The organism is Pedobacter nyackensis, from assembly GCF_032678475.1.
GTDB classification, from domain to species: domain Bacteria; phylum Bacteroidota; class Bacteroidia; order Sphingobacteriales; family Sphingobacteriaceae; genus Pedobacter; species Pedobacter nyackensis_A.
In genome coordinates, this window is the sequence record NZ_JAVTSF010000003.1 from 455,655 (window position 1) to 468,849 (window position 13,195).

Annotated in this window: 13 protein-coding genes; 8 read left to right on the plus strand and 5 right to left on the minus strand. The window is 40.0% G+C overall.

The window, feature by feature from the left end; translation table 11 throughout:
* Nucleotides 1-3 precede the first annotated feature (3 nt).
* Nucleotides 4-2,265 carry a Gldg family protein gene (locus tag R2Q84_RS12990; RefSeq protein ID WP_316816978.1) on the plus strand — a complete coding sequence of 754 codons (2,262 nt, stop codon included), beginning with the start codon at nucleotides 4-6 and terminating at the stop codon, nucleotides 2,263-2,265.
* 57 nt (nucleotides 2,266-2,322) lie between these two features.
* Here R2Q84_RS12990 and R2Q84_RS12995 read toward each other — a convergent pair whose 3' ends face one another.
* From R2Q84_RS12995 to dcd, 4 genes are all read right to left on the minus strand, one after another.
* Nucleotides 2,323-3,198, minus strand: a complete 876-nt coding sequence (locus tag R2Q84_RS12995) for an SDR family oxidoreductase (RefSeq protein ID WP_316816979.1) — start codon at nucleotides 3,196-3,198, stop codon at nucleotides 2,323-2,325.
* Nucleotides 3,199-3,201: 3 nt separating this feature from the next.
* The gene (locus R2Q84_RS13000) at nucleotides 3,202-3,963 is read right to left on the minus strand and encodes an enoyl-CoA hydratase/isomerase family protein (RefSeq protein ID WP_316816980.1); all 762 of its coding nucleotides are present in this window, start codon (nucleotides 3,961-3,963) and stop codon (nucleotides 3,202-3,204) included.
* A 10-nt stretch (nucleotides 3,964-3,973) separates the two neighbouring features.
* On the minus strand, nucleotides 3,974-6,664 hold the full coding sequence (locus R2Q84_RS13005) for a carboxypeptidase-like regulatory domain-containing protein (RefSeq protein WP_316816981.1): 2,691 nt from the start codon (nucleotides 6,662-6,664) through the stop codon (nucleotides 3,974-3,976).
* A 77-nt stretch (nucleotides 6,665-6,741) separates the two neighbouring features.
* Complete coding sequence (gene dcd, locus R2Q84_RS13010; protein WP_316816982.1) at nucleotides 6,742-7,278, minus strand: dCTP deaminase; 537 nt, start codon at nucleotides 7,276-7,278, stop codon at nucleotides 6,742-6,744.
* 151 nt (nucleotides 7,279-7,429) lie between these two features.
* Between dcd and R2Q84_RS13015 the strand changes: the two genes are divergently transcribed.
* From R2Q84_RS13015 to R2Q84_RS13035, 5 genes are all read left to right on the plus strand, one after another.
* A complete protein-coding gene (locus R2Q84_RS13015) occupies nucleotides 7,430-8,071 on the plus strand; it encodes a 4'-phosphopantetheinyl transferase family protein (protein ID WP_316816983.1) in 642 nt (213 codons plus the stop codon).
* A gap of 10 nt (nucleotides 8,072-8,081) precedes the next feature.
* Complete coding sequence (lipB, locus tag R2Q84_RS13020; RefSeq protein WP_316816984.1) at nucleotides 8,082-8,777, plus strand: lipoyl(octanoyl) transferase LipB; 696 nt, start codon at nucleotides 8,082-8,084, stop codon at nucleotides 8,775-8,777.
* An 80-nt stretch (nucleotides 8,778-8,857) separates the two neighbouring features.
* Nucleotides 8,858-9,340: a DUF5684 domain-containing protein gene (locus tag R2Q84_RS13025; protein WP_316816985.1), complete on the plus strand. Its 483-nt coding sequence runs from the start codon at nucleotides 8,858-8,860 to the stop codon at nucleotides 9,338-9,340.
* 6 nt (nucleotides 9,341-9,346) lie between these two features.
* A complete protein-coding gene (locus tag R2Q84_RS13030; RefSeq protein WP_316816986.1) occupies nucleotides 9,347-9,682 on the plus strand; it encodes a DUF2752 domain-containing protein in 336 nt (111 codons plus the stop codon).
* 199 nt (nucleotides 9,683-9,881) lie between these two features.
* A complete protein-coding gene (locus tag R2Q84_RS13035) occupies nucleotides 9,882-10,529 on the plus strand; it encodes an SGNH/GDSL hydrolase family protein (protein WP_316816987.1) in 648 nt (215 codons plus the stop codon).
* Here the strand turns inward: R2Q84_RS13035 and R2Q84_RS13040 are convergent, their stop codons facing one another.
* Complete coding sequence (locus tag R2Q84_RS13040; protein WP_316816988.1) at nucleotides 10,530-11,273, minus strand: RDD family protein; 744 nt, start codon at nucleotides 11,271-11,273, stop codon at nucleotides 10,530-10,532. It lies immediately after the preceding gene.
* Between the two features lie 93 nt (nucleotides 11,274-11,366).
* On the opposite strand from R2Q84_RS13040, the gene R2Q84_RS13045 reads away from it, so the two are divergent.
* Both R2Q84_RS13045 and R2Q84_RS13050 read left to right on the plus strand, forming a co-directional pair.
* Complete coding sequence (locus R2Q84_RS13045) at nucleotides 11,367-12,317, plus strand: stage II sporulation protein M (RefSeq protein WP_316816989.1); 951 nt, start codon at nucleotides 11,367-11,369, stop codon at nucleotides 12,315-12,317.
* A 1-nt stretch (nucleotide 12,318) separates the two neighbouring features.
* The gene (locus R2Q84_RS13050) at nucleotides 12,319-13,194 is read left to right on the plus strand and encodes a hypothetical protein (protein ID WP_316816990.1); all 876 of its coding nucleotides are present in this window, start codon (nucleotides 12,319-12,321) and stop codon (nucleotides 13,192-13,194) included.
* The last annotated feature ends 1 nt before the right edge of the window (nucleotide 13,195 follow it).

Here is a 13,195-nt window from a genome sequence, read left to right on the forward strand (position 1 = left end):
GAAATGCAAAAAATTATAAGGATAGCCCGACTGGAGCTGAGCATATTGTTTTATTCTCCAATAGCCTGGTTGGTGCTCATCATTTTTACGATACAAAGTGGCATCGCTTTTACAGAGATGCTGTATACTCAGGAAACTTATCAGCAGCTGGAACGTGCTTTGGGGCCTATGTCTAAAGTCCTGTTCGCCGGTGAAAAGGGGATGCTGACTGTAGTGCAGGAGAACCTGTATTTATATATACCTCTGTTAACAATGGGCCTGCTGAGCAGGGAAACTAGTAGTGGATCAATTAAACTGCTCTTATCATCACCTGTTACAGTAACAGAAATCGTATTCGGGAAGTTTTTGGCCATGATGGTCTATGCCTTCATGCTGATATTCATATTGTTCGGCTTTATGTTTGCCGGATATTTTTCTATTGAGGGGCTGGATCTGACTTTTGTGGCGGGAGGCATTTTTGGTATTTATCTGCTCATTTGTGCTTATACAGCCATCGGCCTTTTTATGTCAGGTTTAACAGCCTATCAGGTAGTGGCGGCGATAAGTACCCTGGCGGTACTTGCATGTCTGAATTTTATCGGCGAAATAGGAAAGGGGACTGATTTTTTGAGAGAGCTTACCCATTGGCTTTCAATGGCCGGAAGGACTGAAAATATGATCAACGGAATGATCACGACCAAGGACACGATTTATTTTATCCTGGTTATTGTATTGTTCCTTTTATTAACTATTATCAAACTGAACTCAGGTCGTCAAATCAGAAGCACGGGGTTCAAATTGATGCGTTACGCGGCTGTTTTGCTCGTTTTTATTGGTTTGGGCTATATTAGTTCGCTACCTTCATTAACCGCTTATTTTGATACAACAAGATTTAAAGACCGTACGCTTACCGAAAAAAGCCAGCAACTCGTTAAACGTTTTACAAAGCCGTTGAAAATGGTTACCTATATCAATGTTGTTGGAAATAACAGTCATATTGGTGCGCCTGATAACAGGATTGGAGACAAGGGAAGGTTTGAAATGTACGAACGCTTTATGCCTGATATGAAAATGGAATATGTAGCCTATTATGATACTATGGTTCGTTATAATGATACCAGCAAAACATTATTAGCGAAGACGAAGCAGGCTTCTACGGCATTAGGATTTGATTTTTCAAAATTGCTAAGCCCGGAGCAGATTAAAAAGCGGATTAATTTAATCCCGGAAGACAATAGTTTTGTACGGTTTATAGAATACAATGGTAAGCAGACTGCGTTGAGGATGTTTACGGATATATATGTTTACCCCGGAGAGCCAGAGATCAATGCAGCGCTTACGAGGTTGCTGGATGGCCCAGCCATAGCAGGTATGCTGATCGGAAATGATGAGCGTAGTGCGGATAATGGTAGCGACCGAGGGTATGAAGCGATTACTAGAGGTTTAACTATTAGAGCATCATTAATTAATCAGGGATTTAATGTGGTTGATATTGACGTGAATCACGCCAATGAGATACCTGATAGTCTGACTGTGCTGATTGTTGCCGACCCAACTATTCCATTTACTGCTGTGCAGCTGCAAAAAATTAATAAATTTTTAGATGCGGGCGGTAACATGTTGATTGCAGGTGAGCCAGGCCGTCAGCAGATCTTAAACCCCTTGCTGAAAACATTGGGCGTTAATCTAATGGATGGTACACTGCTGGAAGAGAGTCAGGATAATGAGCTTGATTTTGTTCAGGCATTTTTTACACCAGGAGTAGAAGCGTATAAATTGTCGTTTTTTGAGAGTGCTAAGGTTAGTCTTCCTGGTGTTGCAGGTTTAGCTTATCAGGATGCGGGCTCCTATAAAAAACAGCCGATACTAATTAGTAACGGGCAATTGAGCTGGAAAAAGACTGGTGTTTTTGACCTTAAGGATAAGATCGTTTTTGATCCATTTAAAGAGCAAAAAGCAAGTTATCCGGTAGCATTGGCCATAACCAGAAAAATTGCTAAGAAAGAACAGCGTATTATGGTTCTGGGGGATGCTGACTTCATGAGTAATTTAGAAGTCTCAAGAACTGGCCAGCAGTTGGTCAATGCGAGTTTTGTGATTAAAACAATGAAATGGTTTAGTGATGGTAAATATCCTATTTCTAATCCAAGGCCGAAGGCAATAGATACCGTTATTCTAGTGAACAGGAATCAGATAAATATGCAGAAGGCATTGTTTTTAGGAGTTATACCGCTCGTAATCGGTGCTTTGGGAGGAATAATCTTATTTAGAAGAAAGAGAAAATAGTAAGCGATTTGTTGATTCCCGAATAGTTCTCATCGGGAATCAACAGATTTTATATGTTTAGCTGCCTTTAGCTGATCTTGTCATTTGTTCAAAAGCATCCCACATCTCATTAGGGATAGCTTCAAGTCCGTTAAACTGTCCTGCGCCCTGTAGCCACTCTCCGCCATCAATGGTAATCACTTCTCCGTTGATGTAACCAGAAAAATCGCTAACCAGGAAAGCTGCGAGATTAGCTAGTTCCTGATGGTCGCCCACACGTTTTAAAGGTACGCGGTTTTTGAAGTCGAACTTGTCCGCAAGATCACCAGGCAACAATCTTTCCCAAGCCCCTTTAGTGGGAAATGGTCCGGGGGCAATGGCATTGGTACGAATACCATATTTACCCCATTCTACCGCCAAAGAACGGGTCATGGCCAGTACGCCACCCTTTGCGCAGGCAGAAGGCACTACATAGGCCGATCCGGTAAAGGCGTAGGTGGTTACAATATTTACAATACTTGCCGTTTGTTTTTCTTTTATCCAGTGTTTACCGAATGCTAATGTACAGTTTACAGAGCCTTTCAATACGATATCAATGATACTGGAAAATGCATTGGCTGATAAACGCTCTGTAGGAGAGATAAAATTCCCTGCAGCATTGTTTAAAAGACTGTCAACCTTGCCGAAGGTTTTTATTGTTTCGGCCAGTACGTGTTCAACCTGTTCGTATTCTCTTACATCACAGGCCAGGGCAAGTACTTTGCCACCTGTTTCTTTTTCCATTTCTGCGGCTGTTTTTTGCAGCACATCTAATTTGCGACTGGTGATTACCAGGTTGGCACCTAATTTCAGAAAGTAAGTGCCCATTGCTTTTCCAAGGCCTGTTCCTCCGCCAGTTATCACTATTGTTTTGCCTTTTAAAGCGTCATCTCTTAGCATAGGTTGATTAAACATGGCTTATTTCTTTTGAAGGTTGTCAATAATTGTTTTCAGAATGTTTCTGGTTGTTGGTGCCCACCATTGTTTTAGCATTGTGGCAAGGGCCTCACTTTGGTCGGCGCTGGTGCTGGCAATCAGGTCTTTTCTGATGCTCAATTTACTTTGTTCCCAGGTATTGCGTTCCATGGCCATGTATTTTCTGATTCTGCGTTCGGCAGCAGTTAATATACTCGCCGGATTAACCAGTTCGTCTACCAGACCTACCTGTAAAGCTTCTTCCGGACTAAATAGTTTCCCTTCCAGTAAACTCCGTGATGCATTTGCTGATCCGATCCAGAAGGCATAAAGATTGAAGATGCTGTTGGGTACAATAATGCCTACAGGCACTTCATTTAGGCCAATGATGTATTTGCCCTCAGCCATCACACGATAATCGCAGGCAAGCGCTATTACGCAGCCGCCGGCAGGACTATGTCCATTAATGGCGGCCACCAAAGGTTTCTTAAAAGCGGTGATATTTGCTATGAAATTCAGGAACAGGTGCCAGAATGATTCTGCTTCTGCTTCATTGTAATTATAGAGTTCGATCAGGTCAAGCCCGGCAGAAAAGAAAGGTTCCTTTCCAGTGATGATTACTCCGGCAATGTTAGGATCCGAGGATATGTTGTTCAGTATATCGTTCAATTCGGTAATCATTTCACGGTTTAGCGCGTTGGATTTGCCTCTGTCTAATGTAATCAGGCTTAAATGGTCTTTTATAGTAACTTTTATGGTATTCATTGCAGTTTTTTTATTTTACTTCATAAGTGTATACGGTCCTGGCCAGGCGGCCCAAAATATCTATCCCTTCAACTACAATCCTGTAAGTTCCGGTTTCATCGGTATTGAAAAAGCTGAATTGTCCTTTACCTTCGGCATCGGTAGTCAGCTGTGGATTCCAGTATACGGTACTACGGAGGTCAACTCTGTTATCTGGTACAGCCGGATCATATTTTGGATTGTAGAACTCTCTGATGAGATGGTAGCCTTTAGGTGCATACGTTGTAATTCCCGGAACGAACCTCGAAGTTGAAACTCCACCCCCTCTTTTCGTGGTGATAATGAGTAGGCCCCCTCCTCCCTGTGAACCATAAATGGCAGTATTACCAATCGATTTTAATACTTCAATGCTTTCTACGTCCATTGGCATAATGTTGTCCAGGAATTCTGAACCTACATTCATCCCGTCTACAATAATTTGCATGGGTTGGTTCATATTTCTGATTAAATAGGGTACGCCATTTCGTATGATTAAACCGGCGACACGTCCTTGTAAGCACATAGAAAGTGTGGGACAGGTCCCAAGCATTTCGGCGGTAATTACATAGTCGGCATTCCCTGCGCCATTTAGGTTTGAAGAGTTTTTGGCAGGGTTTCTTTTTTCTACAATATTTACTTCTTTGAGGACTAAAGTCCGTTCGAGTAACCCTCGTTTGGTGAGTTCATCAAAGTAGTTGTTGCTTTGTTTTAAATAACTCTGAAGTGCTTCGTTTACATTCACCTCAATGTCTCCGGTGTTTTTGTTTTTCGTCACAACTTGTCCGGGGACAATATCCAGTTTAATGTCTACATGTTTTTTGTTTTTAGCATTTCTGCCTTGTACAATAAACTTCGTGCTGTCAGTAAAAATAAGGTTGTCGAAATTAAAGCGTCCCTGGGCATCAGTCAAAGTATCAACGGCAAAAAAGCCTCCGGAAGAGGAGAACAATGATACCTTGCTGTTGGGAAGCGGTTTGCCACCATAGCTGGTAATGACGCCACTAACACCAAGGGATTTCTCAAGTTTGAAAGTGTTGACAGGTTGGATATTGCCGATGACGGACTTCCATAAGATCCTGCGCCAGCCTTGTGTGAGCATAAGGTTATCCAGATCCTGTGCTGTTTTTTCGTCGTTCTTGAGGAAGTAATAGTTTGGTGCCTGAATGTAACCGGTAAGCTCCGAGGTCAGCAGCATGGTTGTAAAAATGTTGGTTTCATTTTCGGGATCAGGCTTTACCGAGGCGGTATTGGTTACCGAAACGGAGAAACTTCCGCGCAAAGGTTTGTCACCAAACTTACTGAGCAGGTTGATATCTACCTTGCCTCTTTTTGAATAGCTTGGGTTTAAGTTTTCTATCGTGGCGTTGATCTGGTCTTCTACATTCCTGACAAATGCCAGTCGTTCACAAACAGGAACGTTCGCGCCATTAAATAAGGTGAATTGTACAATTCCAGAGGGTAATTCCTTTTTAGGGATACTGGCGGTAATGATCTGTTTTTGCGAAACGGACTTGGTTGTAAAGTATACATTCCCACTATTCTGGGCAACCAGTTTTAGTTCTGTTGTGCCTACCAGATCGTTACTTAGCAAAATTTTAACAGCAATTTTTTCGGGATTGGTATTGTTTATAGACAATATATAGCCGCTAGGCTGAGCTTTTGGTAACAGGATGCTTTTTTCTGACCCATCTTTAAACCTGACTTTAGCGGAATAAGTTTTACCCGGCTGCGGATTGATGATGAAATTACCCATGCCCAGGTGCGAACTCTCGAAATTATTTATTTCTAATCCGTCATTATCCACAATTACGCCGGTAATATTTTCCCCTAGTCCGGCAACATTCACGGCTTTTATAGCAATACGGTTTGGTAATGATTCAACAAAATTGCCTCCTTCCGCAAAAAACTGTACATCGATGTCGTTTGATGTGGCAGTTAAAGGAATGTTTTTGGTTATTTTTTCTTTATTGGCAAGCATTAACGTAGCGATGATATGACCAGATTTTGGTTGCCCCTGCTGATTATTTACAAAGCTGATGTTTATTTCACCTTCGGCATCTGTAGTTGCTTTGCCTTTGCTGATGTTCTTGGTATTTACCTGTACTTCATAAACAACCTCGCTATTTGGATAAGGTTTTCCGTCTTTATCGGTAAACTGGATTTTTGCAGTAACTTTTTCTCCGTTGTTTTCTTTGCTGTAGTTATAACTCGTTTTGGTAAACACTTTATTGGACCATGAATTTCCGATTTTTATGGTCTTATCAAAGAAGTACTCAGGACCTGCATTTCTCATCCATTGGGTATAGGCCCTTATGCGGTAGTTGCCTTCAGTTAGTGTATCCGGTAATTTAAAATCCCCCCAGGTAATACCCGATTGCATGGGTAGTTTTATTTGGGTTTTTATGGCGTTTTTTTCGTTGATCAGCTCAACATATAATGCATTGCTGATGTTGGAAGGTTCGTTGGTGTGGGTATTGATTACGTATGCTTTGAACCAGATGTCGTCGCCTACAGCATAATAGGGTTTATCCAGATGCAGGTGTACTTTTTCCTGTTCGTATTTTTTAGCGTATTCCTGCCAATGCTTAATCAGATCTGAGAAGGGGTCATCGGCCAGCTTATTAGCAAATGAAAAACAGATTCCAAGTAACAATAACACAGGAATAGCAAATTTAATTTTCATAGTGTGAGCATAAATAACAAAGCCTCAATATACAAATATTGAGGCTAATTATGAATTAAAAACTTACACTGTTCCTTTTAGAACTTATTCTTCCACATCATACTTTCAACCGGTTTGGTTGTTTTATTGTTGTATTTGGCGTTGCTTTTTGAATTGTACATGGTTTCTATATTACCTTCTACTACAAAGTAGATCAGTTGTCCGATTGGCATACCTGCGTAAACGCGAACTGGTTGTGCACAGGATATTTCTAGCGTCCAGGTATTGCAGAAACCAACATCACCTTTTCCGGCAGTTGCATGAATGTCGATGCCAAGACGGCCTGTGCTCGATTTTCCTTCCAGGAATGGAACGTGAGCATGAGTTTCGGTATATTCCAATGTTACCCCCAGGTATAAAGTGCCGGGTTGTAATACATAGCCTTCTTTTGGGATTTCGAAATGTTCGATTTTATTGTGTGCTTTCGCATCAAGTACCCTGTCTTTATAAGTGGCTAAATATTTACCCAGGTGTACATCGTAAGAGTTCGTGCCAAGGCTTTCGGGTTTAAAAGGCTCAATTATTATTGTGCCCTTTTCTATTTCTTCCAGAATTCGTTTATCAGACAGGATCATTTTCGCTAATCAGTATGGTTATTTAAAGACAATGGGGCCTGCAAAAATTGCTTATTGCTTATTTAAAAACAGGAAGATTTTACAGGTTTCTAGTATTTGGACGAAATTATGATTAATTTAAGATACTTTTGCATTGTTTTCTAAAATAGAGATGCCTGTAGTTTTTAATAAAAATATTGACGACGAGACCATATTAGCCGTATGGAAAATCGAAGAAACCGAAGCTGAACTGCTTTCTGGCTTGCAGTTGAAACAGCACGAACTTGATGTAATTTCGTCTTTAAATAATGGCAAACGCCTGCTGCATTGGTTGAGTACGCGAGTATTGTTAAGAACCATGCTGAATACCTCGGAATATATTGATTGCAGGATGGATGAGCATGGAAAGCCTTATCTTCCTGATCTGGATTATCATATTTCTTTAAGCCATTCGTATGATTACGCTTCGGTTATTATTGGTAAGACCAAAAAGGTTGGCGTTGATATTGAATTGATTAAACACAAGATTAAAAGTATAAAACATAAGTTCCTGACGGATATTGAACTGGCGCAAAAGCAGGTAGGTGACAATATCGATGGCTTGTATGTTTGCTGGTGTGCAAAGGAGGCTATCTATAAGTGGAACGGCAGGAGAGGGTTGGAATTTAAACAGGATATTCATATTAAGCCTTTTAAATTAAGAAATGAAGGACAGTTGAATGCCCTGGTGAATTTGCCTGAGGGGACCCGCGAACTGACCGTTCAGTATTTTAAAACTCAGGATGGTTACATGCTGGGTTATGTAGTAGCCTAATTTTTGCAACATGAACAAGAAAGTTGAATTTATAGATTGGGGGCTTACTGATTACCAGGAGGCATGGAGCAAACAAGAGGTTATTTTTGATCAAACGGTTGCTTTAAAGATCCAGAACAGAACTAATAATACAGCACTGGAGACCCCGAATTATCTTATTTTTTGTGAACATCCACATGTTTATACGCTCGGTAAAAGTGGTAAGCCAGAGAATCTGCTGTTAGATGAGCAGGGGTTAGTGGAGAAAGAAGCTACTTATTATAAGATAAACAGGGGCGGTGATATTACTTACCATGGTCCGGGACAAATTGTAGGTTATCCGATATTGGATCTGGATAATTTCTTCACAGATATCCATTTGTATTTAAGAACATTGGAAGAAGCGGTTATTTTAACACTGGCGGATTATGGTATCGAAGCAGGCAGATACGAAGGGTTTACCGGGGTATGGCTGGATGCTGATAATGAAAAAGCCCGTAAAATCTGCGCGATGGGCGTGAGGTGTAGCCGCTGGGTAACCATGCATGGTTTTGCTTTTAATGTAAATGTAGCGCTCGACTATTTTAAAAACATTGTTCCTTGTGGTATTGATGATAAGGATGTTACCTCTATGCAGCGTGAACTGGGTTATGCACTGGATATGGAAGAGGTGAAGGGTAGACTGAAAAATCATATTGCCCGTCTTTTTGAAATGGAGCTGAGCTAAACCATTAAAAATATTAACATAGTTTTGATTATTTAGAACAAATCTTATCTTTACTAGATAACTACTTAAAACAACAAACTATGGATTACAACTCAGAGTACTCAGCAGCCGGAGCGGGCATTGGCGCTGGAATGATCATTTTCTGCCTCGCAATCGTCGTGCTGATCTATGCCGGATTATGGAAAATTTTTGTAAAAGCAGGCAAGCCAGGATGGGCAGCGATAGTCCCTATTTATAACATGATTGTCTTGATCGAAATTGTAGGGAAACCAATGATTTGGATACTATGGTTAATAATTCCATGTGTGAATATTGTATTTAGTGTTTGGCTTTATAACCTGCTGAGCAAAAGTTTTGGAAAAACGGAAGGCTATACTGTCGGTATGCTTTTGCTACCCATGATATTTGTTCCACTGCTTGGTTTTGGAGATGCAAAATATTTAGGCCCATCAGCTGCTGAAGCTCAAAATGGATTTAACAATCCGAATAATCCTTTTGGTGGAAACAATCCATTCGGTGCGAAGGATCCGTTTAATCAACCTCCAACAACCCCTAACGCTTAATTTCTGGTGTTAAACATAAACATATTATCCGTCTGGTCTTATTTATTAGGTCAGGCGGATAATTTTTTTCTACCCTGTCCATTTAAGGTTCTAACCGGATTGGATTGTCCTGGGTGTGGTTTCCAGCGTTCCTTTGTAGCCTTGCTGAAAGGTCAATGGCAGGAAAGTTTTCATTTATATCCAGCAACAGTGCCATTGTTACTCACTTTCATAATTGTTTTGCCAGCAAATTATTTTACCAGAAAAGATCTTTCATTGCTGATAAAAGTATTGTATTTAATTACGGGAACCATTATTTTAACGAGTTATCTGTATAAGATGTTCTACGGGGATATTCACTAAAACCACTTCCACGTCGTACCGACCCATGCCGGTATCTCTCATTGTAATGGATAGCTCGTGTGGGTTACTGGCCTGCGCCCTATGACGATGGTAAAAAAACTGTTTGTGTTTTTATTGCGTAGGTGCAATTATGAGAATCTCTACTATAATTCTTTCAATAGTTGTAATATTGGGCTGCGAAAAAAATAGTTTAACTGTTATGAACGACCCTAAGACTCCTCCAGCAATTAATCCCGGCCATAAAATCACTTATCTTGCTTTAGGCGACTCTTATACGATAGGAGAATCTTTGCCGGTGGAAAATAATTTTCCTAGTTTGCTAACTGCCAGTTTAAGGACTGAGGGTTTAGATGTGGCCGCGCCGAATATCATTGCAACAACAGGCTGGACAACCAGTGAATTACAGGCAGCTATAAAAAAAGAAGCATTGACACAGAAGTTTGGTCTGGTAACTTTATTGATTGGGGTAAATAATCAATACAGGGGAGAGTCCCTTATTACTTACCGGAAGGAATTTAAAGAATTGTTACAGACAGCTCTTGATTTCGCTGATGGAAATAAGAATCATGTTTTTGTTTTGTCCATTCCTGATTGGGGTGTTACACCTTATGGTGCCGGAAGTGGAAGGGATCAACAAAATATCTCCAATGAGATCAATGCTTTCAATTTAATTAATAAAGAAGAAACGCTTGCATTGGGGTTAAGTTATACGGATATAACCCCTGGATCACGTAAAGTAGCATCAGGCCTTGATCTCGTGGCTTCAGATGGATTACATTACTCTGCCAAAATGCATGCTGAATGGGTAGCGAGTTTAAAGCCAGCAGTAATGAAGGTTCTGAAGTAATTACTGCGCAATTGCCGTTTGGTAGTTGTAATCTTTAATCACCGTTTTTAAAAACTCCATTTCATTCATGCCCTCAGGTACGGTTATAACTAATAGCTTGGAAACCTTTTCTGACATAGTATAGATCAGTTCCGTATTGTGCGTTTTATAATAGGTAGAAATAACTTCATGTATCAGTTCTATATCTCTGTCGTTAAGTATAGTGACATTGTTAAATACAGGAACGTATTCTTCTTCAACAGGGTGAAAAGCTATATGGCCAAATTCGGTGTTTGGAACTGTTTTTATTACCGTAGTACCAGCAACAATGTCACCAATTCTTTGCTTCTTTTCAGATATGGCAACGCAGATTAATCCTCCAACCTGGGCGGTTAAGGCAAAATCAACCAGACGGAAAAGCCAGCGTATAAAATATTGACCTATGGTTGGCTGACTGCCGTCAAGACTGATTACTTTTATTTTCATTAGGCGTTTACCAACGCATTGTCCATTCATGAATATCTCGCAAACCAGGTTGTAGAAAATATAACCTGCAGCATAAATTCCAATTATTATCGGAATCAGGTATGTGGAGCCATCCACTAAGCCTGAAAGTCCCGCTGCAGCAACAAAAAGGATAAAAATCACATACAAAGCCAGGAATATACCAAGGTCGATAAGTCGGGCTGAAATACGCTCGCCCAAGCCCGCAACAGGATAATCAATGTCTACATGTTGACTGGTATTTACCTTTATTGTTTCCATAGATATTCAAATATAATATTGATGTTGAATTAATTGTTGTAAAATGTTTTTTTGTGGTTATTTTAACAGAAAATTACATTCTTATCCATATCTATGAGAGAGGCATTGTTTGTTAAACAAAATTCAGGGAAATGGAAGTCCTATGAAAAGTTGCAGACGAACAATCCTGATGAGATTGCAGAACGTTTTATTGATATTACCAATGATCTGGCTTATGCCAAGACATTTTACCCTAAGTCGAAAACTACTGCCTATCTAAACGGACTGGCATCCATACTTCACCAGTCTATTTATAAGAATAAAAAAGAGGATGCCAATCGATTCATTGCCTTCTGGAAATACGAATTGCCGGTATTGTTTTATACTTATCGCAGACAATTGCTGTATTCATTTATCTTTTTTGTATTGTCGGCGGCCATAGGGGTGCTTTCAGCAAAATATGACGATGCTTTTGTAAGGTTGATCATGGGCGATAGTTATGTGAACATGACCAATGAGAACATAGCTAAAGGCGATCCTTTCGGTGTGTATAAGCAGCAAGGGCCTGTTATGATGTTCATTCAAATCGCTGCTAACAACATTTATGTTTCTTTGTTGATGTTTACCAGTGGCATATTCGTCTGTATTGGGCCTGTATTTATGTTATTAAGGAATGGCATTATGCTCGGCTCATTTCAGTATTACTTTTTTAGCAAAGGCCTGGGGGCTGCCTCTGTATTGGTGATCTGGATTCATGGTACTTTAGAAATCGCTTCCATTATTATTGCGGGGGCTGCAGGACTTGTTCTCGGTCATGGTTTACTTTTCCCAAAAACTTACACCCGTTTGCAGGCTTTTAGGAATAGTGCAAAGGATGGGACTAAGATTGCACTCGGTATTGTCCCGATTTTTATTGTAGCCGCTTTTTTTGAAGGCTTTGTTACCCGTTATACCAATATGCCCCTGTGGTTAAGCATAAGTATTTTAGGTGGGTCACTGCTGTTTATCGTTTGGTATGTAGTGATTTATCCTTCACAATTAAATAAACGTAATCAAAATAATTAGTATGTCCAGAGAAATTGAATTTAAAAAGGTTAGAGATTTTGGGGAAATCATAAATGATACTTTCCTTTTTATAAGGCAGAATGTTAAACCACTATTAAGCGTTTTCTTTTATTTATGTGGTTTTTTTATCCTGGCAGGAACAGTCGCCTCTATAATGCATGAGATGTCCATGCAAAATGCTCCTGAATTGCAAAGTGGCCCCTTTTCATCCAGAAATTTTTCAGATATTCTAAATTGGAATTATTTTGTGGTGGTCTTTATTTCATTGGGAAGTTATGCGGCAATTACGGTTTCAGTATTAAGTTTTATTGCCTTATATATTCAAAAAGGTAAAGTAGCCCCAAGCGTGGAAGAAGTATGGGCATATTTTAAATATTATTATTTCAGGACATTTTTTAGTAGCATCGCAGTTGGCATATTTATTTGTATAGCCTTTGTGTGCTGTATCTTCCCAGGATTTTATGTTTGGCCTGCCATGTGTTTATTCTATCCAATTATGATTCTGGAGAATGCCAATTTTGATTATTCATTTAGCCGTTCGTTTAAACTGCTAAAAGATCGATGGTGGACTACAGCCGCAGTTATACTTGTTATCTATGTCATTACCTATTCCTGCATGATGATTCCAGTTATTCCCGGATTGCTCTTTACCATGATGGGCACTTTTTTTCCAGAGGCTAAAGAATGGAATATTCTGGGGATTGTTATTGGTGCTATCCTTGCCAACTTTACATACGTATTTATGATAATTCCGGTGGTGGGAATTACATTGTGTTATTTTAACCTGGTTGAAGTGCAGGAAAGTGCAGGTCTGATGGACCGGATTAATCAGTTTGGTGAAGAAAAAAACGAAAAGACCGGCTTAGAAGAGTATTAGC

Excerpts from the sequence above, each read along its gene's own strand:
- R2Q84_RS12990 (WP_316816978.1), top strand. The coding sequence starts at position 4 with ATGCAAAAAATTATAAGGATAGCCCGACTGGAGCTGAGCATATTGTTT.
- R2Q84_RS12995 (WP_316816979.1), bottom strand. The coding sequence starts at position 3,198 with ATGTTTAATCAACCTATGCTAAGAGATGACGCTTTAAAAGGCAAAACA.
- R2Q84_RS13000 (WP_316816980.1), bottom strand. The coding sequence starts at position 3,963 with ATGAATACCATAAAAGTTACTATAAAAGACCATTTAAGCCTGATTACA.
- R2Q84_RS13005 (WP_316816981.1), bottom strand. The coding sequence starts at position 6,664 with ATGAAAATTAAATTTGCTATTCCTGTGTTATTGTTACTTGGAATCTGT.
- dcd (WP_316816982.1), bottom strand. The coding sequence starts at position 7,278 with ATGATCCTGTCTGATAAACGAATTCTGGAAGAAATAGAAAAGGGCACA.
- R2Q84_RS13015 (WP_316816983.1), top strand. The coding sequence starts at position 7,430 with ATGCCTGTAGTTTTTAATAAAAATATTGACGACGAGACCATATTAGCC.
- lipB (WP_316816984.1), top strand. The coding sequence starts at position 8,082 with ATGAACAAGAAAGTTGAATTTATAGATTGGGGGCTTACTGATTACCAG.
- R2Q84_RS13025 (WP_316816985.1), top strand. The coding sequence starts at position 8,858 with ATGGATTACAACTCAGAGTACTCAGCAGCCGGAGCGGGCATTGGCGCT.
- R2Q84_RS13035 (WP_316816987.1), top strand. The coding sequence starts at position 9,882 with ATGAACGACCCTAAGACTCCTCCAGCAATTAATCCCGGCCATAAAATC.
- R2Q84_RS13040 (WP_316816988.1), bottom strand. The coding sequence starts at position 11,273 with ATGGAAACAATAAAGGTAAATACCAGTCAACATGTAGACATTGATTAT.
- R2Q84_RS13045 (WP_316816989.1), top strand. The coding sequence starts at position 11,367 with ATGAGAGAGGCATTGTTTGTTAAACAAAATTCAGGGAAATGGAAGTCC.
- R2Q84_RS13050 (WP_316816990.1), top strand. The coding sequence starts at position 12,319 with ATGTCCAGAGAAATTGAATTTAAAAAGGTTAGAGATTTTGGGGAAATC.